The sequence below is a fragment of the Mycobacterium sp. genome (genome assembly GCF_032159765.1).
Taxonomy (GTDB): Bacteria; Actinomycetota; Actinomycetes; order Mycobacteriales; family Mycobacteriaceae; genus Mycobacterium.
This window is the reverse complement of record NZ_JAVHWM010000126.1, coordinates 12904-35440: the sequence shown is the minus strand read 5'-3', so window position 1 is coordinate 35440 and position 22537 is coordinate 12904. Positions and strand designations below refer to the sequence as shown.

Below are 22537 nucleotides of genomic sequence, written 5' to 3'. Positions count from 1 at the left end.
CCACGGATTCGCGATTCTCGACCGTCTGCGGGCGTGGCTCCCACGAGCACGCTCGGTGCTGATGGACCGTGAGACGCTGCTGGCCCATCGCGACCGTTGGGTAACCGAAGACCGTCAAGCCACGTCGGTCCTGCGGCGACTGACACCCGACGAGCAGGCTCTCTATTCGTCGCTGGTCGTAGACGGGTTGGGTGAACGTGTGCGCCTCGAACAGGAGCGAATTGGCTGGCATTGGGTTGAGCAACGGCTACCGGCAGTCAACCGTGAGAGTGACAGTGACTGCGTACACCGCAGTAAGATGTGTGGTCGGCCGAGGATTGATAAGGAGGTGCTGGCAGTGGACCGTTGTCATGTCGTGACGAAGGACGCCGTGAGGCGGGCTGCCGCCCGATCCGCCAAAGCCTCGGCAAAACTCGAGAATCGCGTAGTCCCTGCCGGCTTCATACGGTCACCAGCTGTGAAGCGTTTCTTGGCAGCGCGTAATCCACGTCCTTGATGCCGCTGACTCCGGAGTATGGCGAAACACCGCTTCCTGACGACGAATTGGCGTCTTTGCTGCCGGATGTCGTGCGGATTTTGGGTGATCCTGTAACTCGGGCTGCGGTCTACGATTTGGAACAGGGCGTCCAGGAGCAGGTGGCCGAGGAGCTTCTCACCGCGGCTCTAGAGGGCTCGCTGCAGCCCAGTGAACTGCTGACCGACTACTTCCTCAAAGACCTGCACGCCCGCCTTTACGGAGAGATTTGGACATGGGCGGGCAAATGGCGGACGCATGATGTCAACATCGGGGTTGCATACGAGCAGATTGCTGTCGATCTCCGCAATTCGTTGGGCACGATCCTGTATCGATGGGAGAACACCGACGACTGGACGCCGCGTGAACTGGGTGTTGTGGCCCATGCCGAGACGGTAAGGATACACCCGTTCGTCGACGGAAACGGTCGTACCACAAGGCTTCTCGCAGACTTACTGTTCGTTGCTGCACAAGATTCCGATCCGGTGTTCCAGTATGACTGGAATGTCGACAAAGTCAGCTATATCAACCTGCTTCGTCGGTACGACGCAGACCGGACGTCACGAGTCTTGCGAGATTGCTCGAATCCAGGCCGATAGGCGAATGAGATGTCATCTGCGGCCCTGCGGACGGACAGTCACCCCTGCAGCCTTGAGGATCTTCAAAACTGTCGTGCGGCCCAGCATCAACTGCTCCGCTACCTGCCGGCTGGACTGTCCTGACTCATATGCCTCAACTACCGCAGCCCGCAACCGGGCGGTGATCCGTCGCCGCTGACTGAGCGGAGAGACGAATCGTGACGACCTGTCAGTTGCATCCGCATCACTCTTCGCATCGGTCAACGATGTGTTGGACTGAACCGACTGAGGGCTACCAAATGTCATGTCTCGGGACATCGTTGACGGGTGTCCTGAGACATGGTTTACACCTAGATCCTGTTTTCGGGTGAGTTTCAGCATTTGACGCCGCGTGGTTGGTAGTCGCGGGTGGGCCGCTGGTGCGGTCGAGAACGCGGATGTCGCGGTCGTCGATGAGGCTTGCCAGCGTTGGTTGGGCATGTCGGCTTCGAAGCGCTTCCAGGCTGAGCGGGGCCGTTTGTGCGGTTGGGCGATGACGAATCCATGCCGCGACAGGATGCGCCAGATCGTTGATACCGCAGGCACTTTGATGACTGACGGGTCGGCGGCTAGGTGTCTCCGGCGGACGTCTCAGCCAGTTCTTCATAAGCGTTTGTGATGATTACGTTCCTGCTCGTGCGTACCGATCCCTCGGTGTCTTCACTCCGCTGGCAGGCAATGCAGAGCCGGTGTGTGTGCCGATGGTGTCAGAAGACGATCGTCTGGTTGCCGTATGGGATGACACGGTCCTCGCAATGCCACAACACCGCCCGGGACAGCACGGCGCGTTCGACGTCGGCGCCGAGGCGTATCAGATCGCTGACACCGTGACGATGGTCCACTCGTACGACGTCCTGCTCGATGATTGGCCCGTCGTCGAGTTTTTCGGTCACGTAGTGAGCGGTCGCGCCCACGAGTTTGACCCCGCGCTCCTTCGCCTGCCGATAGGGCGCTGCACCGATGAACGACGGCAGAAACGAGTGATGGATGTTGATCAAAGGACAACCGACCTCGGCGAGGAAATGGGGAGTGATGATCTGCATATAACGGGCCAGTACCACCAGGTCGACGTTGTCACGCAGGACGGCGAGGTGACGTCGTTCTGCTTGCGCCCGTGTGTCTTTGGTAGCGGGCACATGCAGAAACGGCACACCGAACGCACGGGCCTGCTCGGCCAGGTCGGGATGGTTGGAGATCACGATTACCACTGACATATCCAGCTCACCGCGGCGGTTGCGCCACATGAGATCCGCTAGGCAGTGGTCAGCCTGTGACGCCATGATGGCTACTCGCTTGGGTCTGGACGCCTCCGTGAGCCGAAAATCCATATCGAACCGCGAGGCTACCTGCATACCGAAGTCACGTTTTAATTCGTCTCGCGCAGTCGCCAACCCGGGTAGATGAAAGACGGTGCGTTGCATAAAAGTTCCACCCGATTGCTCGGTCGAATGCTGATCCAGCGACACGATGTTGGCGCCGGCCTGGGCAAGGAAGGAACTGACTGCCGCAACCAACCCAGGCCGATCTGCGCAGCGCAGCAACAACCTGCCGACATCATTGATCGGCAACGCGCCGGGACAGACCTGGGGGTGCGGGCCAGCGACCGACACGTCGGCCGTGTCGCCGTTGTTCAGGGAAATCATGACCAACGCTTTCTAACTGAAAGTTCTTGCCGCACAACAGCGACTGTTACTGAGAAGGTATCTGCTGAATAGCAGAAGGGGCGCCGGCATAGCCGACGCCCCCGCTGCCGAACGGCAGGGCCTCTGAGTGAGACCCCTGCCGTGCCGGTTATGACGATGCGCCAGGGGCCCCGTTGGTGCCTGGGGTGCCGCCGGCTCCAGCGGTGCCAGCGCTGCCGGTGGCGCCTGTTGCGCCGGTTGCGCCTGTTGCGCCGGTTGCGCCTGTTGCGCCGGTGGCGCCTGTGCCGCCGGTGGCACCCGTGGTCCCGGTCGCGCCGGGATGGACCCCGAACGGACCGCTGCTACCGGGGGTACCGGCTGCGCCGCCAGTTCCGCCTGTGCCGCCCGCGCCGCCTGCAGCTCCGGTGCCGCCCGCGCCGCCAAGGCCGCCGACGCCCGCGAGGCCGCCTGCACCGCCCGGACCGCCGGTAGCGCCTGAACCGCCGAGGCCACCTGTGCCGCCGACACCTGTGCCGCCGGCGCCTGTGCCTGCGCCACCTGCGCCGCCGACGCCACCGTTACCACCGGCGTCGCCGTTGCCACCTGTGCCGCCCGTGCCGCCTGTGCCGCCCGCGCCACCTGCCGCGCCGGCCTCGCCGGTTCCGCCGGTGCCTCCGGTGCCGCCGGTGCCGCCGTTACCGGCATTGCCGCCACCACCTAAGAATCCGCCGCTGCCGCCATTACCTCCGGCGCCTGCGGGTCCGCCGGGTGTGCCTGCACCGCCGACAGCAGTGCCGGGGGCGCCGGCTGTACCTGCGCCGCCGGTCCCGCCGGCTCCGCCGGGTTGTCCGGCCGCGCCGATTCCGCCGTTGCCGCCGGTGCCGCCGTTGCCGCCCGCACCGACTCCGGTGGTGCTGACGCCAGCGCCGCCAGCGCCGCCTGCGCCACCGTTAGTCGCGCCGGTTCCGCCGTTGCCGCCGTTGCCGCCGTTGCCGCCGATCGCCACTGCATTTACGCCGGTGGTTGACGAAGCTCCGCCTGCGCCGCCAGCGCCGCCGTTGGCGCCTGGGGTGCCGTTGCCGCCATTAGCTCCGTTGCCGCCGGTCGCGACGGGCGCTGTGCCCGCCACTGCTCCTCCGGCTCCGCCGGCACCGCCGGGGTTGCCGTCGGTGCCCGGGAGACCGTTGCCTCCGGTCACGGTGTCGGCCGCGCCGGCTGCGCCTTCGGTGCCCGCAGGGCCCGTGGGAGGCGTGTTCACACCGTTGGCGCCAGTGGCACCGGTCGTGCCTGTGACACCGGTCGTGCCGGGTACTGCCGTGCCGACGCCCGCCGCGCCTATCGTTCCTGGGGTGCCGGCGCCGCCGGTCCCGCCGTTGCCGCCGTGGCCGAAGAGCGACAGAGGGCCGGCGTCGCCGCCGTTACCGCCGGTCGCGCTGAGCCCGCCGGTTCCGCCGTCACCGCCGTTACCGAAGAAGAACCCGCTTCGGCCGCCGTTGCCGCCGGCCTGCCCCGGGGCGCCGCTGCCACCAGTGCCGCCATAGCCGATCAACAGCCCCCCGTTGCCTCCGTTAGCGCCCGTGCCCGGTGCGCCGTTAACGCCGTTGCTGATGAAGATGTTCACAATCGGGATGTAGCCGGCGAGGCCAATAAGGCCGTAAAACGGATCACTGACAATGAAGCTGTGGATGGGCTCGCACGGGCAGGCCATTGCCGCTGCCAGCGCATTCGGCGTCGGTGTGTTCGGGGTGAGCGCGAAAGTGCTCGGGTTGAACACGAGGGCGCTGTTCCCGAACAGGTTTCCGGGAGAGCATCCTGTTGTCCCCGTGACGCACAGCGTGCTCGTGGCTGGGGACACCGGGGGTGCGGGCGCGGCCTCGGCGGTGCCAGCGGCGCCGAACGCCAACGCGACACCAGTTCCGGCCATCGCGATACCGGATGCGTATGGGTAGAAGGACTTTTTCATGTGAAGCTCCTAATCAGGCACTTGTAGAGCCGCACGGCAAACGGATTGTGTGCTATGAGACATCTGCTATATGCATGTGAGCATACACACATGCATGTATGCATGCAATCCACGCTAGGATGGACGTGCGTGGAATGTCGGTGCCGCCGGGAACAGCCCGGAGTGGAGTAGCTTGAGCGAGGTCACATGCCAAAATCGCCGAACGTCACACCCCTCACGTGGTGGCGTTACGTCGGGACAGTAACCGGCCACGCTTCGCAGAAGGACATTGCCGCCGCAACTGGTATCGATCAGTCCAGCATTTCCCGATGGCGACGTGGTACCAGCACCCCACACGCCAACGCGGTGGTCGCCCTGGCCCGGGCGTACGGGCGTTCACCTGTCGAGGCGCTGGTGGCCGCGGGCTACTTGTCGAGCGGGGAGTTGGGCGTAGTGGAATTAACGACGCTGACCGGTGACCTGAGCGGGGCGTCGATCGACTCGCTGTTAAGCGAGATTAGGCGCAGGGTGCTCGCCGCGAATTCCGACGACGCGCAGTCCTGGCCTGAGGGCTGGTCCGCCGATAACTCGGGAATGGGCCGGAGTGAGGACGAGGAGCAGAGCGGCGATCTCAGCGGCTGACAGATCTTCCGGCCGTACCCGCGACATCACCTGCAACAGCTCCCAGCGCAGATGCGGCAACACGCCGCTCTGATCTGCCGTCGCAGCGCCGGTCATCTCGGTGACAACGTCACGCACCTCCGAGAATTTCGTGTCGACCATGACCCCACCTCTAGTTAACAATGATGAGATCCCCACAAAGAGCGGATCTCCGGCCCCTGCTTCCTAGGGTTCTTGATGGGTCACACGGCTAAAAGACGCGCAGAGCAACGCCCTAATACTGCACCCGAACGACAATTTCCACAAGCTATCGCGTTAAGTTGCTGGCGATATTTAGCGAACTGCCCTAACAATGTGCGGCCTTTGCTCATGCCCCGTGCGCGCTCAACGCACGATCGGGAGTATCCGTCTGCTGCCAGACCTCGCCGATTTTGCCCACTGGGCAGTAACTGCAGCTCACACCCCGATCTATGCAGTCGCTCGCCACGCATCAACCTTCTTTCAGCCCTGAGCCCCTGCTCGATCGGCTACGCTGAAGGTGCTCGAAGCAGATCATGCTAGGCAAATGTTTTGATGCCAGTCAGCAAACTAAAAGTCTGGCATAGCAGCGTTTAACAGAACGTCGCTATGGGTAGCGGGGTGCGATTAAGAATCGGCAGCCGGGACCGAGCGTATAGGAAATTATCAAGATCATAACCTACTAATTTCTGATCGTCATTATTATGTTTGTAGTTAAATCCGGCAAAGGCATCAAGAGGGTCTATGGTGTTGTCATGTCGCATCAAAAAATCGCGGAATCGGACGTTTCAGACGATACGGGTGCGCCAGCAACGCCTCCGCCGAGCGCCGTGGGATTGTCGCGAAAAATGGCTGCCATAGCCATGGCGATCGCCGCGGTCGGCGTCGCCCTGGCCGCGTGGTCGCTCCTGCGGCCGACGTCGAACACGGCAGGCCCCCCAGCCACGGATAAGCAGATCGCTGACGCGAAAGCGCGCGCCTGCGCCGCCAGTGACACCGTCCGCGCCGCGGTGTCTCTGCAGACCCACGCCGACCTGGGCGGCGATCCCGCCACCAAATTAGCGGTCGCGGCCAACGCTCGTTTGTCGATGGCCGCGGGTGGCTCCTATCTTCTTGGCCGCCTGGACGCGGCCACACCGGTGCCTCTGAGCACGGAAATCCGGCTGTTCGCCGATGATCTACAGGACATTTCGATACATACCTTGGCCGGGATCAGCAACGACGAGCCGGCACAGGCTGCTCGGCTACGCGATGGCCAGGCGGCAGCGGAGCGGATCGCGGCCTTGTGTAGATAGCCGCCGTGCCATGGAGTGACACACCACCGGGCTCGCGCGCCCATCAAGCTCGCCATCGAGCGACAGCCCGACCGACGGCGCCATGAACCGACTGCGAACCAGCTGCAGGCACACGCCAATCCGGGGCTATGGCATTAAAGTCGGGCGGGGCTGATGAGGAAGACGACGATGAGCGCGACGCATGCGATGACCCCGTTCAAGATCGCTGTCGGCGACGGTGAGCTGGACGATCTGCGCCGTCGACTCGAATCCGCCAGGTGGCCAGACGAACTCGCGGGTTCCGGGTGGGATTACGGAACCGACCAGGCGGCCCTTCGGTCGCTCGTTGACCGTTGGCGTGACGGGTACGACTGGCGGCCGACCGAGGCCGAGCTCAATGGCTGGGGATCGTCTATCACCACCGCCGCCGGGCAGCGGGTGCACGTACTGCACGCTCGATCCGATCACGACGACGCCATACCGTTGGTGCTGATCCACGGGTGGCCTGGCTCGATCATCGAGTTCCTCGATGTTCTTCCGGACCTGCGTGAACGGTTCCACGTGGTGGTGTTTTCAATGCCAGGCTACGGATTCTCCGGGCCCACTACCGAAGTCGGAGTCGACCTCGCGAGGGTTGCAGCCGCAGCCGACGACGTCATGAGCCAATTCGGATACGCCCAATACGTTGCGCAGGGCGGGGACTGGGGCGCACTTGTCGTCCGCTATCTCGGCGAGCACTATGCGCCCCACGTCGCGGCGATTCACACGAACATGCTGTTCTCGCCTTTCGACGGCGACCCTGCCGACACGATGACCGGGGTGACCGAGGACGAACTGGCGTCGATGATCACGTCTGCGGAACGGATGGCCGGGGGCACTGCGTACATGGAACTGCAAGCCACCCGTCCGCACTCGCTGGGTTTCGGGCTCCACGACTCACCGGTGGGTCTGGCCGGCTGGATCCTGGAGAAGTTTCACGCATGGTCTGACATCCGCGACGGGATGCCGATCCGTACTGATCGACTAATCGACAATCTGATGCTCTACTGGCTCACCGGCACCGCCACCTCGGCGGCCAGGTTGTACTGCGAGGCGGCGCGTGCGGGCACCGGCGTCCTGAGTGAGTGGACTGGCCGGGTCGACGTTCCGACCGGCTACGCGGTGTATCCATATGAGCTCATGCGGATCCCGAAAGTATGGGCCGAGGAGCGGTACAACCTGATTCACTACTCCGTCCAAGAGCGGGGCGGGCACTTCGCGGCCTTCGAGCAGCCACAACTCTTCGCAGCCGATGTCAACGCATTTGGAGAGACTCTGCGGCAACAAGGGATCTGCTGATTCGGTGCGTCTAACGTGGCCGCAACCGGGCTGGCATGTGGCGGACACCCGAATGCTTGTTGCTGCGAACATATTCCACGGGCCCTAACAAGTCCGGGCCTGCCGATTCTCGCAACAACACATCGAGCATGACGCGAATCTCCATGCGGGCCAAGGCAGCGCCGAGACAGTGGTGGCCGCCGCGGCGCTACGTGGCGACCTTGGCTCTTGGGACTGACCTCGGCTGCTGGGCGCGTCGGGCGCGCTTCGCCGGGGCCTGCGCACGAGTGGGAGCGGCGTTGGAGATCGTCGGTGCCGCCCACCGGCGAAGGAATGCGCGCAGCTCCTTGCCCCGATGTGGCGGGCGACCGGGATCGATGACCAACGATTGAAAGATTCGGAGCATGAACTCGACCATCTGGTCAAGGTCGTCGCCTTCGATGCCCGCGCCGGACCAGTCGACGTTGCGCACATGCTTGGCCAGGCTCGGCTGGAAGATTGCCGATTCTCCGCCTGATCGCGTCGACGAGGTCTCCAGCAGTTGGGTTGGCGAGCACCGACGCCACCACCTCGAGGTCACTCGACGTGTGCTCACGCTATTCCGGTCCCGCTTACGAGAGTGAGGAGGCGCAACGGTCGACGTCGACTTGGAAGCGGCAACCGCCACTGGCCCGACGGCGCTCGCGCCTCGCGAATCTGAAGTCTCTGTGATTCGTTTCGGCGTGTCGCCGCAGGGGATTCAGATTCGCGGACTGGCGATAGTCGCCGACGCGAAGGCTGGTCGCATCGGCGCTGGGTACTCAAGTAGCGGGCCGAATAACCGGGACCCTTGCGGGACAGCCGCCTAGCCGAAGGTCAGGAGGGTTTGGAGAAGGTGTACACCCGGTACTGAATGAGGCCCATCCTGGACAGCCACTTGATCCACCGGGTACCGACGATCAAGGTCTTCTGCGCATCCGCCGACCCCTGCTCACGGAAGAATTTGATGAGGAAAGGGTACGTCGGCATCGTGTTCTTCCGGATATTGCGATTCGCGTCGAGTTGCAGTCCCACACGTTTGCCCATGCCCTTGTAGGACCGAAGGGGGACACTCCCGAGCGTTCCGTAGGACTTCGCGATCCTGCTGCGAATCGCCATCCAGAACGGGGTCTTGGCGAAGAAAGCGACGGCCGGAACGAAGTCGGACACCGCCACGTAGCCGCCCGGTTTGAGCACCCGCGCGGCTTCGGCGAGGAAGCGCTCACGGGACGGGAAATGGAAGATGCATTCGACGGCCAGCACACGGTCGAAGGAGTTGTCCTCGAACGGCAGCGCACATGCGTCGGCTTCGACCCAGGCGATGTGGTTGCCATTGGCGGGCTTGGTCTGGGCCTCGGCGGCGGCGAGCTGGCGCGGATCGATGTTCAGGCCGGTGAGGTCCATGCCGGCATGTGCCGCATTGATCTGTTGGATGGTTCCGCCGAATCCGCACCCGACGTCCAGCAACCGCTGCCCATCGGCAACTCGGCCGGCCGCCAACAGCACACCGTCCATCTGCTCCATCGCCGCGATGTAGTCGGCTCGAGTACCTTCGGCAGCCTTCGGGTCTTCCCAGTAACCCCAGTGCACCTGGTTTTCCCACAGCTGCGCGGTCTCACCACCGCCCTGCCGCTCGTCGATCAGCAAGTCAAAGTAAGGCAGGTCAGGCATGCGCGGAAAGTACCACGAGCCGGCGCCGAACTATCGCAGGCCCGATCAGATTGTGGGCATGAATTCGGCGAGCGCAAGGATCATGAGCACCACCAAAGCGAGCCCGATCACCCCACCGACGGGAATCATGGTCACGCACACCACCACCCAGACGAAAAGCCTCGGCCATTCAAATGGCTGGTTGCCCACCACGCCGCCGCGACGTTCCCGCAGAACGTGGTAGATCGCCCACACGCACGCCCCGGCAGCGGCGAACGCGATAATCCGCCCTCCGACCGGTGTGGCAGTCAGGGCAACGATGCCTATGATCGCCGCGGCCATGACGCGCAGACTCGTCACCGTCCGAGGCCCAGGCCCGCGCGCCGCAGTCAGGCTCCGATCGGGCTCACTGCGGTACCGCGGTAGCCGCCCCTCGACTCCCAAGACTCGCCACATCCACCGCGACCACCACGATCGCAGGCCCAGGTCCTCGGCAACTCGACGAACGTCAGCGGCCGATTCCGCCATCATCCGGCGTGATTCAGCGCTTCTCCAGTAGGCGGACTTGAAGACTTGCCGCGGGATTCCGAACTGTCGGGCAAAAGCGCGCGGTTGCCCGAGCATCTCGCCGATCAACCACCGCAGAACTAGCGGGCACCAGACTGAATACCAAAACCGCCTCCAGCGCCCGGCATCTCGTATCCGGTGCGCCAGATGGTCGTCGGCGAACGCCAGATGACGCGCTTCTTCGGCCAAATGAATGTGCGTGATCTTGGTCAGCAGCGGGGGCACCTGAGCCTCGCCGCGACGCTGCAGCGTCTGTTGATGGTGCAGCGGCTGCTCACCACAAAGCACCCCGATGAAATGGAAGACGTTGAGATAGCCGCCGATGAAGCCCAGGATCGGGCCGAATATCCGGGAAGCTCGCCGCATTCCGGGAACATCCTCGCCGGTGCGATTGATAAATTCCTGGAACATCTGGATGTGATTGCATTCCTCGGTCAGTTCGTGAAAGAGATACCGAAACACCGGGGAGTTATTCGGCAAACTGCCGGCGTAATGCACCACTCCGCGGATCAACATCATCTCGAATTGTTGCGTGACCTTGAGAGTGTTCGCAGTAATCCAGCGGCCCATGTCAATGCGCCGCTGTAACGGCTGCTCGGCATACCATTCCGTAGCCCCGAGCGGAGTGGTCTCTGGGTCCAGCTGCCAACGGGGATCGTTGTCGTCCAGGGCGTTCTCGGGCGCGTCCCAGTCGACGTCAACGTACGGATCGAAATTCAGACGAGTCGTTGCCTGAGAGAGGGCCTCCACCCTGCTTAGATAGGAGCCCTCCAGCGCGCCGTGTGCCTCGTTGATCGCCGTCATGTCCCCGTCCACTTGGCTCAGATTCTCGATGACGGTACCAATCTGTGCGTTCTTAGTCTTCCTTTAGGGGCAGGTTTTTTGTCGCACTACGGCCACAATTCGGCTGCGCTCCGGTGAGCAACGGGCTGCAACAATCGAGATTTGACCCTCTGACCTGCGCTTCAAGACGTTTCACTTGCGCTCGCCAGCAACTCCTCTTCGTGTGCTCCTTCGCTGCGTGCCAGCGCGACCGTGGCGGCGATCATCACGGCGGTAGCGACCGCCAGACAGGTCGCGGCTATTGACGAGACGCGCAGGTTCTCCCCGAGAACGATGACGGCGAGCAGTACCGCGACGATGGGTTCGAGGACGACCGTCGTGGGCACCGACACCTGCAGGGCGCCGGCGTGGAAGGCCGACTGCTGCAACACCGTCCCGCCGATGGCCAACACGACCAGGAGATAGGGCGCAGGCACGGACAACATCGACCCCAGACCGCCGACGGTCAGCCGGTGCATCGAGATCTTTATCAGCACCGCGATCGTTCCGAACATGATGCCCACCGGCGCGGCCAGCAGCACCGCGCGCCATCTGCCCGCCGTGCGCGCAGCCACGAGGACGCAGACGGCCGCCATCGGAAGCAGCAGCACCGTCGCGATGCTCCACGATTCCACGGGCGAGCGGTAGTGGCCTGGCTTGGTGTGGGTCAGCAGAATGAACACGGTCAACGCGGCGGTCAGCGCTACAGCCCACGCCCATTCCACGGCGGTGACGCGGCGGTGTGCCAGCCACGCGCCGACGGGCAGCGCAAATAGCAAAGCTGACACCAGAATCGGCTGCACCAGCAGCAGCGAGCCGCGGACCAGCGCCAGCGCATGGAACACGAAGCCCAGGACCGCCAGACCGGTGCCCGCCCACCAGCGTGGCGTCCGCACCAAAGTCTTGAACATCGTCGCGGACAGACTCTGCTCCGCCGGAATCTGCATGGTGGCCCGCTGGCGGACCACAATCCCCAGCCCCATGCAGAACGCCGACAGCAACGCCAGCAGCACCACAACTGCGCGCATCAGTCGCCTTCGCCGTCGTCGGGTCGGCGGAACGTGACGTCGATGTCTTGAAATCCCTTGGCGCGCTGCGCTTTAGCTTGCACCGAGTAGGCCTTACGATCGCCACTGGTCAGCGACACGTTGTCGGTAAAGGGGGTGAGCAAGGCGCGCGGATAGAGCTTTTCGACTCGAACGACGTTGATCTCCGCGCACATGATCAGCGCGACAGCGGTCAGGTAGAGGAAGGCGAGCAGACCGAGCACCAGTGCGAAGATACTGTTGGTTCGGCTGGCCGTCTTGACCACATGAGTGACGTACGTGGCGCCGAACGTCTGCAGCACCTGCCACACCACGGCGGCGGCGATGGCGCCCGGTGCGACTTGACGCACGGTGAGCCTGCGGACTGTGGTCATCCGGAACCCGACGATGCACACCGCAGAGTTGACCGCGAGCGCCGCCAGGGTGATGCCGACGCGCCCGACGGAACCCAACGCCGCCCATTCGTGAGCCAGCGCCGACAACGCGACCGCACCCAGCAGCGCTGATCCGAACACGCACAACAGGATCAAGCTGCGCAATCGCCCATGAAGCGGGTTGGGGCGCTCGTTACGGGGCACGGCCCAGACGGTGTCCATCGCGTTCTGAACGGCCTGGCCGACGCCGGTACCGCCATACAGCGCAATCAGCGCCCCGATGACGATTCCCGTCGCTCCGCCGCTGAGCCCAGACGGTTCGCGCAGTTGGTCGCCGATGACCGGGAATTGACTGAGCGCGGAATGGACCAGCTGATCCTCGAGTTCTGGGTGGCCGGCAAGAACGATAGCGAGCCCGGTGGTCAGCAGTAGCAGCACTGGAAACAGCGACACGAACGCGTAATAGGTGATCAGCGCCGCGAGATAGCCACCCTGGTCGTCGAAGTACTTGTAGACGACGGCAATCGCGAATCCGGCCCCGCGGCTTCGACGCTGTGCCCTGTCCAGCCAGGCGACCATGGTTCAACTCCACTGCGATGTTGCGGACGGTTCTCTGCAGACTGCAGTTACCCTATGGGCCCTCTCCCTTAGGAGCCTGCGAAACCGTCTCACCCCGGTGTGCCGGAGCAACGACTGCCTGTGCCCCATCGGGACGTGAAAGGGACTCTTCCACGAACTGAGCGCTGACTTGGGCCACGTATGTGCGGTAATTGGCGTCTCGATCTGTGGGATTCAGTCGGTGCTGGACTTCCGAAACGAACTGTCGGTGCAAGTTTTCCACTCTTGATCGCGCCGACGGTAGCGCGTCCCACTTCGCTGTCCTGCTCGCCTGATAGAGAAATACGAGGACATCGACGATCGGCTGCCGGATTCCGCGAAAGGCAGCAGGCTTCGACGCGCCCTTATCTTGTGTGTGGGTATTCGGAAAGTACCAGCGGCCCTTGTCGATCTGGCAGCGCAGCAGGCCGAGCAAAGTTGTTCTAGCCGTGATGAATTCGTCTTCACGGCCTGGGTTATGGAACAGCTCGACGAGGTGCCCCGTGACATCGATCGTGCGCTCCGCCCATACCCGGATGTTGTCCTCGTATTGGTTCTGGGCTGATTGTTCAGCGCGCCGCGTTGCTCGATGTGAATAGTAGACACTGACGCCAGCTGATACGGCGGCGACGAACGCCGACACGGCCGGGGCGATCGTCTGAGTGTTCATGACGTCGAATATAAGACGGTCGTTGAACTCCTGAGGGTTTACTCCCGAGGCCATTCCTTTTGATGAGGTTCACCATTTCTTGGCGAACGTGCAACGGCGTCACTGGTGAACTATTTACGCTGCCTGGGTTCGGGGAGATCGAAGGGGGATCATGGTTCGTACTGTTCTGGCCGCAGCGGCGGCGGCAGCGATATTGGCGGGGTCAACGGTCCCGACTGCGTCGGCGACCAGTTGCTATTACAAGAACTGCACCGAAGCCCATAAGGCAGGCGAAGGTGACATAAAGCAGGGGACTCCGCACTACTGCGCGCCTCAGGATCGCGACAACGATGGCGTGGCCTGCGAGTGGTAGTGAGCATCGCTACTCAGCCGTAGGGAGTGGCCGGCGGATCGATCGGGGTTGTCCGCGACACGTCCAGTGTCGGAACCGAATCTGTCCCCGTAAAGCGTTGTCCGGGCGGCACGCTGCCTTGTACTGACAGCCAGGTGTTCTCTGGCATGTTCGCGGCTGACGCGGCCGCCGCCCCGGCGAGGCGCAGCCGCGCCAGTTGGGCGTCAGCGGCACAGCAGATGATGACGATCTTGGCCAGGTCGGTGCTGTCGCCGTCCTTCATCGTGAACCCGGTAACCGTGATGAGGCGGCCGTTCAAGGTGTTTGACGAATCGGTGGCGATGCGCATCAACACCTCGGGCAACGAGACAGTGGGCGCAGGCTCTGCGGGCAGCGGCGGGAACGGACGCTTCAGCACGTCGTTGGACACGGCGGTGACCGTGGGGGCAACCGCGCGGGCGTCCAATGCGGGCGGCACGACGAACGTCAGCACCAGAATCGGAATCACCAGCAGCCACACGATGCCCGAACGATGATCGTGGCCGTGCCCGTCGTCGTGGACCTCACTTCGGCCCTGGCTGCGGATATCGGCGACAATCACGCTCAGGGCCAACGCGATGATCACCGCGCCTGCGGTGATCAGCCAGGGCGACATCGAGGGCTTCACGTAGCGGCTGTATGCGCCGGTGCTGGTGATCATCAGCATGGCCATCCCGACCAGCAGCAGCACCGTGTTCTGCGTTTCGCGCCTCACTGCGAGCCACCGAGAATCAGCCAGCCGACACCGGTTGCCACGACCGTGGCCACCACCAATGTTGCGGGGGCGAATCGTGCCGCGAATGCGCGGCCGAACATGCCGCCCTGCATCGCCAGGAGCTTGACATCCACCGCGGGGCCGACGACCAGGAAGACCAGCCGCGGCAGCAGCGGGACCATGGTGAGGCTGGCCGCGACGAACGCGTCGGCCTCCGAGCACAAGGCGAGCACCACGGCCAGGAGCGCCATCGTCACCACGCCCAGGACCAGGTGGCCGGCGAGATGCTCGAAAACCCAGGCGGGGACCAGTACATGCAGGGCGGCCGCCGCGGCGGCGCCGATCACCAGATAGGCACCGGCTTGCAGAAAGTCACGGCTTGCTGCCTCGGTGAAGACCCGCCAGTGTGATCGGTTGCCGGCTCGCGGCTCGGGTATCCGGCGCGTGATCCACTCGGGGCGTCCCCACCGCGACCACAGCGCCCCCATCACGATGGCCGTCAGCAGCGACCCCACGGCCCGGGCCGCTACCATCTGCGGCTGGCCTGGAAACGCGACGGCAGTGGCCACCAACACGACCGGGTTGATCGCGGGTGCGGACAGCATGAACGTCAGTGCGGCAGCACCGATTACACCGTCGCTGAATAGCCGGCGCGCGACGGGCACCGAACCGCATTCGCATCCTGGCAGGGCGGCGCCGCCGACGCCGGCGACGAGCACCGCGGCGGTTGGGCGGCGCGGAATCCACCGGGCCAGCCGCTCGGGGGACACGTACGCCGCGAGCAGTCCGCTCACCACCACGCCCAGCACCAAGAACGGAACCGCCTGAACGAAAACGCCGCAGAACACCGTGCCGGCCGTCGACAGGCGGGCGTTGCTTACCACCCCGGCGTGCAACCACTGCCCGGCCAGCGCGCAGGTCAGCATGATGGCCAGCAACACATGCGTCGACGTCAGCCAACCTGTCCGGCGCAATGACGCGACGGTCATCGCCCCATCCTGCCAGTCGAGTCGTTCGGAAGCTCTCCGGATTACTACCTACGACTCGAACAGGGCAGGGTCAAGCATCCGTCTGCCGAGATCCTCGACGCGCTCGCGCGTGCCCTGCGGCTTCCGATCTGGAGGCGGGTGCCCACAAGCTCGACGAAGTGATCAATGTTTCCTACGGTGGCGCCTATCAGACCCTGCCGCCCGGGAGCACTACGTCGATTGGGACGAGGCGACCGAGGTGGCGGTGACCGGATTGCGGGAACTCGCCGGGGTTGGCTACCGGTTGGGCGTCCACCACATCCGCCATCCTCAAGTCGGCGACCGCTACCTGTACCGGCACCGGCTCAACGCTGCGTATCCCGGTGGGCGCGGGCGGGCGTGTTCGTCACATACGGGAGGGGCCGGCGGCATCTCGCCACCAGCCCCACCCGCATCTGAACGCGAATTCGTCAGCGACTCAAGTCATCACAGCGGGATCCACGCTCCGAGGAACCAGAAGCCCCACGCTGCGCGGTCCTGATCCCAATACGGTTCAACACGTTGGCCCTGCCAGTTGAAGGGTTGATGGTCAAAGCGGGCATCGTCGACGCCGCGCTCATTCCACACCCTCTGGTTGCGGTCCCGCCACTGGTCGTCTCGCCCCTGGTCCTGTCGCCACTGGTCCGGTCGCCCCTGATCGTGGTCGCCGCGGTCCCGATCGCCGTTGCAGTTCGGTCCCCAGCACTGCCCCGGGTCGGCCGACGCGGTGGCGCTGTCGATTCCCAGCGCGACGGCGGGCAGCCCAAGTGCACCGGCAATAACGGCTCCCGCCGCAATTTTCTTCAGATTCACAAAATCCCTCTCTCGATTGTCCCTCCCGACCATGCGGGAGAGCTCGTGACGTGCCGTTCACGAACCTGGTCCGCCGATCTTTGGCAGACGGCGACATCAGTTCGCGGACCCCCCAACGCACACCGGATGTCCGTCCCGGTGGCGTCGCAAACGCCCGAACCGAAGCTATGCGGACATTGCCAGCGGACTGCTAGGTGATTGGTACCGGCTGGATATGCCGACTGGCAAGAGTCACATCCCGCCAACGGATCACGAAGTGAGTGCGGGAGGTGTGAGCCCATACTCGAAATCGGCTACGCAGAAGATCTTGTCCCGGAAATCGATTGATGTGCGATAACACAACGGTGACGCGGGCCCGGCGGTAGATTCGGCTTTCGGAGCAGCGGTGTTTGCTCCCGTGCGATGACGTCGATCGATAGGCCCTCGATGCCAACTCCCAATCTGCCCCCGCACTTCGATTTCACCGACCCCGATATGTGCCAGCGAGGGCTGCCCGTCGACGAGCTCGCCGAGCTGCGCGCGACCGCGCCGGTCTGGTGGAACGAGCAGCCCGTCGGCAAGGGCGGTTTCAACGACGGCGGCTACTGGGTGGTGACGAAGCACAAGGACGTCAAGGAGGTGTCGCTGCGCTGTGATGTCTTCTCGAGCTGGCAGAACACAGTGCTGCCCCGCTTCAACGACGACGCGCGGCGCGAGGACATCGAGATGGGCCGCTTCGCGGTACTCAACATGGACCCCCCGCACCACACCAGGCTGCGCAAAATCATCTCCCGCGGCTTCACCCCACGCGTCGTCGAGCTTCTGCGTGACGAACTGAGCGAGCGCGCACAGGCCATCGCCAAAGCCGCTGTGGCCCAGGGGAACGGCGATTTCGTCGAACAGGTGTCGTCCGAGTTGCCGCTGCAGGCCATCGCCGGGCTGCTCGGTGTGCCGCAGGAGGATCGCTCCAAGCTGTTTCACTGGTCGAACGAGATGATCGGTGAGCAGGATCCGGAATACTCTCAAATGAACGCGCTGGGCGCCGCGGTCGAATTGGTCGGCTACGCAGCGCAATTGGCCGAGATGAAGGCCGACACGCCGGGCTCCGACATCGTCACGACGCTTCTCGAGGCCGATGTTGAGGGACAGAAGCTCTCGCCCGACGAGTTCGGTTTCTTTGTCGTGATGCTCGCCGTGGCGGGCAACGAGACGACGCGCAACGCCATCACCCACGGCATGATCGCCTTCACCGAATTCAGTGATCAATGGCAGCTTTTCAAGGCGCAGCGCCCGAACAGCGCCGCCGACGAGATCGTCCGCTGGGCCACCCCGGTGACGGCGTTTCAGCGCACCGCACTGCAAGATGTCGAGCTGGGAGGTGCGCGGATCCGTCAGGGCCAGCGAGTGGTGTTGTTCTACCGTTCAGCCAATTTCGACGAGGATGTCTTCGATGATCCGTTCACGTTCGACATCATGCGAAACCCCAACCCGCACGTGGGTTTCGGCGGCCACGGGGAGCATTACTGCATCGGGGCGAACCTGGCCAGGACGACGATCCAGTTGATGTTCGCCGCGATCGCCGATCACATGCCGGGTCTCGTACCACTGGGCGCACCGCAGCGCCTGCGGTCGGGTTTCTTCAACGGCATCAAGCATTGGCAGGTCGACTACACCGGCGGTTGATTTCAGTAGGTGCAGGCTTTTCGGTATCTGATGAGCATTGGTGCCGTGCACGCCGCGACGATCCCGACTGCCCACAGAAGTGTTCCGATCATCGGGCTCAGGACGGGACCGCCCAGCGAGAGCCCGCGCATCGTCTCGACGGCGTAGCTCATCGGTTGATGTGCAACGACAGGCTGAAGCCAGCTTGGATACTGGTCCAGCGGCACAAATCCCGTGCAGAAGAAGAACAATGGCGCGACCGCGATGCTGGTGGACTCGGCCAGCACGGTGTCAGACATGTACAACGCGATCGTGGTGACCAGGAACGAGAACGCCAACCCGAAGACCACCGGAACCACGAACCAGGCCAGCGTTGCGGCGATTCCCTGACCGAACCGGAAACCCAGTGCCACGCCCGTCGCGGCAACCAGCACCGAGCTGGCCAGGATGCGAACGACCTCAGCCGCAAGCCGGGACAGCAGGTCCGACGCGCGGTGCACGGGAAGAACCCAGAAGCGGGCGAGCAGGCCGTCGTCGCGTTCATGCATCAGCGAGATCCCGGCTGCCGCCGACCCGAAGACTGCGCCGACGAGTGCGGCCATCGGAACCAGGCCGTAGAGAGCGCTGTGCCCGCTGACCGCCGACACTGGCTTGCCGAACACCTGATTGTTTGCCACCAGGAAAAAGCACGGCAAACCGAGGGCGAACACGAGTGTTTCGACATCGCGGCACCAGCGCACGACCAACCTCTGCGTCTGCACCCAGGTGTTCACGACGAGGAGCCGGGCAGCCATCACCGCCTCCGCAGAGCGAGGATGTACGCCGGGACGGTGACGGCGATGATGCCGGCCAGCCACAGCAGCGACGGGCCGACGATCGACCAACTTGGCTGAGGCTCTGAATTTGCCGCATCGCCCGCGTATGCGCGCAGTACATATACGAACTGGGAATTGAATTGGTCACGCACGAAGGGCTGCAGCCATTCCGGGAACTGCTCAACCGGCTGGAGTCCAGCCGACAGGATTCCCAGAATCAGCAGGGGGAGCAGCAGGATATGCACGAGCGCTTGAGGGTTCTTCAGAACGATGCCGAGCAGATCGGCGACGAAAGACAGTGTGATGCCGATGAATAACACCAGCACGCAGAAACCCAGGATGCACGCCGGGCCACGATAGAACCGGAACCCAATGAGATATCCGAACAGAATCGCCGTCACCATAGCGGTGCCGCATCGGTAGACGGCGGCAGACATGCGGGCGGCCAGCGGTGTCAGGGCCTGTATCGGCATCGATCCGAATCGCACGTTGATGCCCTCGAGCGCGTCAGTCGACGATCGAATCGCCGCCGACATAGCTGAGAACTGCACTGCCTGAAGGGCGATCACAGGCATCACGAACTGTGCATAGTTGACGTGCACGACCGTGCCCATGATTCCCTTGAGCGGGAAATACAAGCAGACGGTGAAGATTCCCGACAACGAGATCGCTACCAGCAGCTCGCCATTGCGCACAGTCGGCGCGATGGCCCGCATCGTGAGAACCCACCACTGCCGCGCCGCTGACGGTTTCGGCCGCGCCGCCGCCAAGCCGGTCATGACGCAGCGCCGGCCACCGGCCGATCCTCGGCGATCGTCGGACCCGTCGCCGTAGCCGGATCCGTTGTCAGGGAAAAGAATACGTCGTCGAGCGAGGGCCGTCGCAGCACTACGTCCACCAACGCGATGTTGGCGTCCTTCAGTCGGCCCAGCGCGTTGATGAGCGTGTTTGCGCCATCGGGCGCCGGCAGGGTGACACGGTCCGTCCCGACACTCAGCGCCGCCTTGTTCTCGTCGGGCAGCAGGGTTCCCAGTGCGGCTGCCATGACTGGCAAGTCTTTCGGGTCCACCGGAACGAATTCGCAGTAATCACCGCCGGTGCGGCGCTTGAGCTCGTCGACGGTGCCGTCGGCGATGATCGCGCCGTGATCGATCAGCACGATCCGGTCACTGAGCGCGTCGGCCTCTTCGAGGTACTGCGTCGTCAAAAGTGTTGCGATACCGGCACTTTTGAACCGGTCCACCAGTTCCCAGATGCTCTGCCTACTCCGGGGATCCAATCCGGTCGTCGGCTCGTCCAAGAAGGCGACTTCGGGGCGCACGACGAGGCCGCACGCGATATCTATGCGGCGCTGCATCCCGCCCGAGTAGGTCGCGACCCGCCGGCCTGCGGCATCCTCGAGATCGAATTCCCGGATGAGTTCTGCTGCTCGCGTGCGCGCCGCCGACTTCCTGAGCCCCTGTAAGCGGCCGAACAGCACCAGATTCTGAAAGCCGCTGAGCTTGTTGTCGACAGCTACCCGCTGACCGGTCAGCATGATCGACCGGCGCACGGCGGCGGGGTCGGCGACGACGTCGTGGCCGGCGACCCATGCTTCACCCCGGTCGGGTCGCGTCAGCGTGGACAGGATGTGGACCATGGTGGTCTTGCCGGCGCCGTTGGGCCCGAGAAGCCCGACCACCTCGCCGCGGCCGACCTCAAAGCTGATGTCGTGCAATGCAACAACGTCACCGAACGACTTGTCCACGCCGGTGACGACTACTCCCGCCTCGGAGCCGTGCTGCCCAGATGACACCTATAGGCCAACCGCGAGCTCGAGGTCTTTCAATGAGGTTTCGACATGGCCAAGCACGCGCTCGGGGTCGGGGACGGCCCGCGCACTGCACCCGATTCCGATATCCAGACGACCGCCGCCGGTGAAGATTCCGAAGTTCAGCGCTTGCGCGCGCAGCGTCGGCGACAGCGGGTACAGGCCCTCGAGCAGGGCGCCTTTCAAGTACAGCGGCTCGCTGCTCCCGCGCATGTGGGTAATGGTGCAGTTGAACATCGGCGGGATTCGCTTGCCCAAGCCGGTATCGCCGCTGATCGGCGCGCAGGCCACTCCGGCCAATTGGAGCGCGATTTCACGGGGCATTTCTCGTATGGTGCGCAGGTTGTGCTGCATCGATGCGTGAATTTTCTGCAGGCGTTTCGCCGGGTCGTCGATATCGGTGGCCAGGGTGCACACCGAGGGTCCGACGATGGTGCCGACGTCGACGTCGTCGTCGTTGCGCAGGTTGACCGGAACGAATCCGACAAGCGGCGCCTCCGGCAGCGCCTCGCGCTCGACGAGGTATGCGCGCAGCGCGCCGGCACACAGCGCGAGCGCGACGTCGTTGAGGGTTACGCCCGCCGCGCGCGCCACCTCCGAAGCGCGGTGAAGTGGCCACGACTGCGCTGCGCAGCGCAGCGGCGCGCCGCTCGCGGTGTTGAAGAGGGTCCGCGGTGCGCGCATCGCGGGGAGCAACTCCCGTTCGCGCAGCGCCTCCCGCATCAGCGAAAACGTTCGGCGGGAGTCTTTGAACGATTTGGCGATACCGGTGAATCGTTCACTCCACGTGGGGGGTTCGGCCTCGGGCTTGCCGGTGGACTGCGGCGGTGCCCACCCGGCTCGTGTGCGGTTGTCGTGCGGATCGGTCGTCAGCGACTCCTGCAGCAGCTTTGACCCTGACGCGCCGTCGGACAGCGCGTGGTGACACTTGACGTACACCCCGAAACGCCCGTCGCGCAGGCCGTCGACCATCTGCACTTCCCACAATGGCTTGCGTCGGTCGAGGTGGCGGCTGTGCACCTCGTTCAACAGCTCCATCAGCTCACGCGTGCCCCCAGGCGCAGGCGCTGTCGCAATCCGCACGTGGTCTTCGAGGTCGATGTCGCGGTCGTAGGTCCAGCGCATGATCGAGGTTCCACGGCGCGTGGGCGCTGGATGTCCGCGCCACTTCAGCGCCACTTCGCGCTGATCGAGCATGGCCTCGAACAGTTCTCGGGCGAACTCGGGCCGCGCGCCTTCCGGTGGCTTGAACAATTGCAGGACCGCGATGTGAAGCGGACGTTGCCTCGTCTCCATCAGCAACATTGCGACAGCTTCGGGAGGCGCGAACTGGCTCATGTCTCACCCCTGTGGAGAAGATCCGACGGTTCCCCGGTCATGTGCGGCTCGTCGTCAGGCCGCCAGAACGGATGTTACTCAGTGCCGCCGCATTAGAACGGTGATTGAGCGAGTGCCCTGAGAGAGAAGGGTATTCGTTGCGATCCCGTCGCCGGCGCTCGGTGACCGCGGTGTCGGATTCCGCAGCGGTCAGCACGTGCTTCGTGTACCCCAGCCGGGTAACAGCCGACCGGCTCCGCCCCGCGGATATCTGGTGCTGCGCTTGCATGCGGACGTGGCACCCTCACTTCGTTTGCTGCGTCGGCCCCGGTGCCGACCTGATCACGTGTGCCCTGAGTATCGCCTGTGAGCGCGGTCCG

22 protein-coding genes and 3 pseudogenes are annotated in these 22537 nt (G+C 64.0%); 7 read left to right on the top strand and 18 right to left on the bottom strand.

The genetic code is table 11. From position 1 onward, the window contains the following. Both QOH60_RS14045 and QOH60_RS14040 read left to right on the top strand, forming a co-directional pair. Positions 1-259 (top strand): annotated as a pseudogene (locus tag QOH60_RS14045) (Wadjet anti-phage system protein JetD domain-containing protein); the annotation flags it as partial. A 236-nt stretch (positions 260-495) separates the two neighbouring features. Continuing rightward, positions 496-1113: a Fic family protein gene (locus QOH60_RS14040; protein WP_526421274.1), complete on the top strand. Its 618-nt coding sequence runs from the start codon at positions 496-498 to the stop codon at positions 1111-1113. Positions 1114-1551: 438 nt separating this feature from the next. Here QOH60_RS14040 and QOH60_RS14035 read toward each other — a convergent pair. The 3 genes and pseudogenes from QOH60_RS14035 to QOH60_RS14025 all read right to left on the bottom strand — a co-directional run. After that, positions 1552-1674, bottom strand: a pseudogene (locus QOH60_RS14035) (IS481 family transposase); the annotation flags it as partial. Positions 1675-1838: 164 nt separating this feature from the next. Beyond that, positions 1839-2774 carry a formyltetrahydrofolate deformylase gene (gene purU, locus QOH60_RS14030; RefSeq protein ID WP_526421272.1) on the bottom strand — a complete coding sequence of 312 codons (936 nt, stop codon included), beginning with the start codon at positions 2772-2774 and terminating at the stop codon, positions 1839-1841. Between the two features lie 148 nt (positions 2775-2922). Further along, on the bottom strand, positions 2923-4716 hold the full coding sequence (locus tag QOH60_RS14025; RefSeq protein ID WP_526421270.1) for a PGRS repeat-containing protein: 1794 nt from the start codon (positions 4714-4716) through the stop codon (positions 2923-2925). Between the two features lie 186 nt (positions 4717-4902). Between QOH60_RS14025 and QOH60_RS14020 the strand changes: the two are divergent. Then, positions 4903-5091 (top strand): annotated as a pseudogene (locus QOH60_RS14020) (helix-turn-helix domain-containing protein); the annotation flags it as partial. A gap of 111 nt (positions 5092-5202) precedes the next feature. Here QOH60_RS14020 and QOH60_RS14015 read toward each other — a convergent pair. Beyond that, a complete protein-coding gene (locus QOH60_RS14015; RefSeq protein ID WP_526421280.1) occupies positions 5203-5478 on the bottom strand; it encodes a hypothetical protein in 276 nt (91 codons plus the stop codon). Between the two features lie 704 nt (positions 5479-6182). On the opposite strand from QOH60_RS14015, the gene QOH60_RS14010 reads away from it, so the two are divergent. Together QOH60_RS14010 and QOH60_RS14005 are read left to right on the top strand one after the other, a co-directional pair. After that, positions 6183-6629 (top strand): hypothetical protein, encoded by a 447-nt coding sequence (locus QOH60_RS14010; protein ID WP_526421268.1) that lies wholly within the window; start codon positions 6183-6185, stop codon positions 6627-6629. A gap of 168 nt (positions 6630-6797) precedes the next feature. Next, a complete protein-coding gene (locus QOH60_RS14005) occupies positions 6798-7946 on the top strand; it encodes an alpha/beta fold hydrolase (protein ID WP_526421266.1) in 1149 nt (382 codons plus the stop codon). A 187-nt stretch (positions 7947-8133) separates the two neighbouring features. Here QOH60_RS14005 and QOH60_RS14000 read toward each other — a convergent pair whose 3' ends face one another. The 6 genes from QOH60_RS14000 to QOH60_RS13975 form a co-directional block, all read right to left on the bottom strand. Then, entirely contained in the window at positions 8134-8520 is a 387-nt protein-coding gene (locus tag QOH60_RS14000) for a hypothetical protein (RefSeq protein ID WP_526421264.1), read from the bottom strand. A 260-nt stretch (positions 8521-8780) separates the two neighbouring features. Then, entirely contained in the window at positions 8781-9614 is an 834-nt protein-coding gene (locus tag QOH60_RS13995; RefSeq protein WP_526421262.1) for a class I SAM-dependent methyltransferase, read from the bottom strand. A 45-nt stretch (positions 9615-9659) separates the two neighbouring features. After that, positions 9660-10964, bottom strand: a complete 1305-nt coding sequence (locus QOH60_RS13990; RefSeq protein WP_526421260.1) for a diiron oxygenase — start codon at positions 10962-10964, stop codon at positions 9660-9662. A gap of 161 nt (positions 10965-11125) precedes the next feature. Beyond that, complete coding sequence (locus tag QOH60_RS13985; protein WP_526421258.1) at positions 11126-12010, bottom strand: DMT family transporter; 885 nt, start codon at positions 12008-12010, stop codon at positions 11126-11128. After that, positions 12010-12981, bottom strand: coding sequence for a YhjD/YihY/BrkB family envelope integrity protein (locus QOH60_RS13980; protein WP_526421256.1), 972 nt, complete (start codon positions 12979-12981; stop codon positions 12010-12012). The genes QOH60_RS13985 and QOH60_RS13980 overlap by 1 nt, the downstream gene beginning before the upstream one ends. A 52-nt stretch (positions 12982-13033) precedes the next feature. Further along, positions 13034-13669, bottom strand: coding sequence for a hypothetical protein (locus tag QOH60_RS13975; RefSeq protein ID WP_526421254.1), 636 nt, complete (start codon positions 13667-13669; stop codon positions 13034-13036). A gap of 151 nt (positions 13670-13820) precedes the next feature. Between QOH60_RS13975 and QOH60_RS13970 the strand changes: the two genes are divergently transcribed. Continuing rightward, on the top strand, positions 13821-14021 hold the full coding sequence (locus tag QOH60_RS13970; protein WP_526421252.1) for an excalibur calcium-binding domain-containing protein: 201 nt from the start codon (positions 13821-13823) through the stop codon (positions 14019-14021). A gap of 13 nt (positions 14022-14034) precedes the next feature. On the opposite strand, the gene QOH60_RS13965 is transcribed toward QOH60_RS13970, so the two are convergent. From QOH60_RS13965 to QOH60_RS13950, 4 genes are all read right to left on the bottom strand, one after another. Next, on the bottom strand, positions 14035-14754 hold the full coding sequence (locus tag QOH60_RS13965) for a TIGR03943 family putative permease subunit (RefSeq protein WP_526421250.1): 720 nt from the start codon (positions 14752-14754) through the stop codon (positions 14035-14037). Beyond that, a complete protein-coding gene (locus QOH60_RS13960; protein ID WP_526421248.1) occupies positions 14751-15743 on the bottom strand; it encodes a permease in 993 nt (330 codons plus the stop codon). Before QOH60_RS13960 ends, QOH60_RS13965 begins: the two co-directional genes overlap by 4 nt. A gap of 187 nt (positions 15744-15930) precedes the next feature. Then, complete coding sequence (locus tag QOH60_RS13955) at positions 15931-16083, bottom strand: hypothetical protein (RefSeq protein WP_526421246.1); 153 nt, start codon at positions 16081-16083, stop codon at positions 15931-15933. A 125-nt stretch (positions 16084-16208) separates the two neighbouring features. Beyond that, on the bottom strand, positions 16209-16574 hold the full coding sequence (locus tag QOH60_RS13950) for a hypothetical protein (RefSeq protein WP_526421244.1): 366 nt from the start codon (positions 16572-16574) through the stop codon (positions 16209-16211). 426 nt (positions 16575-17000) lie between these two features. On the opposite strand from QOH60_RS13950, the gene QOH60_RS13945 reads away from it, so the two are divergent. After that, on the top strand, positions 17001-18236 hold the full coding sequence (locus tag QOH60_RS13945) for a cytochrome P450 (RefSeq protein WP_526421242.1): 1236 nt from the start codon (positions 17001-17003) through the stop codon (positions 18234-18236). Between the two features lie 2 nt (positions 18237-18238). On the opposite strand, the gene QOH60_RS13940 is transcribed toward QOH60_RS13945, so the two are convergent. The 4 genes from QOH60_RS13940 to QOH60_RS13925 are packed head-to-tail and all read right to left on the bottom strand — an operon-like array spanning position 18239 to position 22178. Further along, a complete protein-coding gene (locus QOH60_RS13940; protein WP_526421240.1) occupies positions 18239-19009 on the bottom strand; it encodes an ABC transporter permease in 771 nt (256 codons plus the stop codon). Then, the gene (locus QOH60_RS13935; RefSeq protein ID WP_526421238.1) at positions 19009-19809 is read right to left on the bottom strand and encodes an ABC-2 transporter permease; all 801 of its coding nucleotides are present in this window, start codon (positions 19807-19809) and stop codon (positions 19009-19011) included. Before QOH60_RS13935 ends, QOH60_RS13940 begins: the two co-directional genes overlap by 1 nt. After that, on the bottom strand, positions 19806-20825 hold the full coding sequence (locus QOH60_RS13930) for an efflux ABC transporter ATPase subunit, DrrA-related (RefSeq protein ID WP_526421236.1): 1020 nt from the start codon (positions 20823-20825) through the stop codon (positions 19806-19808). Before QOH60_RS13930 ends, QOH60_RS13935 begins: the two co-directional genes overlap by 4 nt. Next, entirely contained in the window at positions 20826-22178 is a 1353-nt protein-coding gene (locus QOH60_RS13925; RefSeq protein WP_526421234.1) for a wax ester/triacylglycerol synthase family O-acyltransferase, read from the bottom strand. Positions 22179-22537 lie beyond the last annotated feature (359 nt).

Bases quoted from the DNA above. Each gene is read 5' to 3' on its own strand.
- QOH60_RS14040 (WP_526421274.1), top strand. From the start codon at position 496: ATGCCGCTGACTCCGGAGTATGGCGAAACACCGCTTCCTGACGACGAA.
- purU (WP_526421272.1), bottom strand. From the start codon at position 2,774: ATGATTTCCCTGAACAACGGCGACACGGCCGACGTGTCGGTCGCTGGC.
- QOH60_RS14025 (WP_526421270.1), bottom strand. From the start codon at position 4,716: ATGAAAAAGTCCTTCTACCCATACGCATCCGGTATCGCGATGGCCGGA.
- QOH60_RS14015 (WP_526421280.1), bottom strand. From the start codon at position 5,478: ATGGTCGACACGAAATTCTCGGAGGTGCGTGACGTTGTCACCGAGATG.
- QOH60_RS14010 (WP_526421268.1), top strand. From the start codon at position 6,183: ATGGCTGCCATAGCCATGGCGATCGCCGCGGTCGGCGTCGCCCTGGCC.
- QOH60_RS14005 (WP_526421266.1), top strand. From the start codon at position 6,798: ATGAGCGCGACGCATGCGATGACCCCGTTCAAGATCGCTGTCGGCGAC.
- QOH60_RS13995 (WP_526421262.1), bottom strand. From the start codon at position 9,614: ATGCCTGACCTGCCTTACTTTGACTTGCTGATCGACGAGCGGCAGGGC.
- QOH60_RS13990 (WP_526421260.1), bottom strand. From the start codon at position 10,964: ATGACGGCGATCAACGAGGCACACGGCGCGCTGGAGGGCTCCTATCTA.
- QOH60_RS13985 (WP_526421258.1), bottom strand. From the start codon at position 12,010: ATGCGCGCAGTTGTGGTGCTGCTGGCGTTGCTGTCGGCGTTCTGCATG.
- QOH60_RS13980 (WP_526421256.1), bottom strand. From the start codon at position 12,981: ATGGTCGCCTGGCTGGACAGGGCACAGCGTCGAAGCCGCGGGGCCGGA.
- QOH60_RS13975 (WP_526421254.1), bottom strand. From the start codon at position 13,669: ATGAACACTCAGACGATCGCCCCGGCCGTGTCGGCGTTCGTCGCCGCC.
- QOH60_RS13970 (WP_526421252.1), top strand. From the start codon at position 13,821: ATGGTTCGTACTGTTCTGGCCGCAGCGGCGGCGGCAGCGATATTGGCG.
- QOH60_RS13960 (WP_526421248.1), bottom strand. From the start codon at position 15,743: ATGACCGTCGCGTCATTGCGCCGGACAGGTTGGCTGACGTCGACGCAT.
- QOH60_RS13945 (WP_526421242.1), top strand. From the start codon at position 17,001: ATGCCAACTCCCAATCTGCCCCCGCACTTCGATTTCACCGACCCCGAT.
- QOH60_RS13940 (WP_526421240.1), bottom strand. From the start codon at position 19,009: ATGGCTGCCCGGCTCCTCGTCGTGAACACCTGGGTGCAGACGCAGAGG.
- QOH60_RS13935 (WP_526421238.1), bottom strand. From the start codon at position 19,809: ATGACCGGCTTGGCGGCGGCGCGGCCGAAACCGTCAGCGGCGCGGCAG.
- QOH60_RS13925 (WP_526421234.1), bottom strand. From the start codon at position 22,178: ATGAGCCAGTTCGCGCCTCCCGAAGCTGTCGCAATGTTGCTGATGGAG.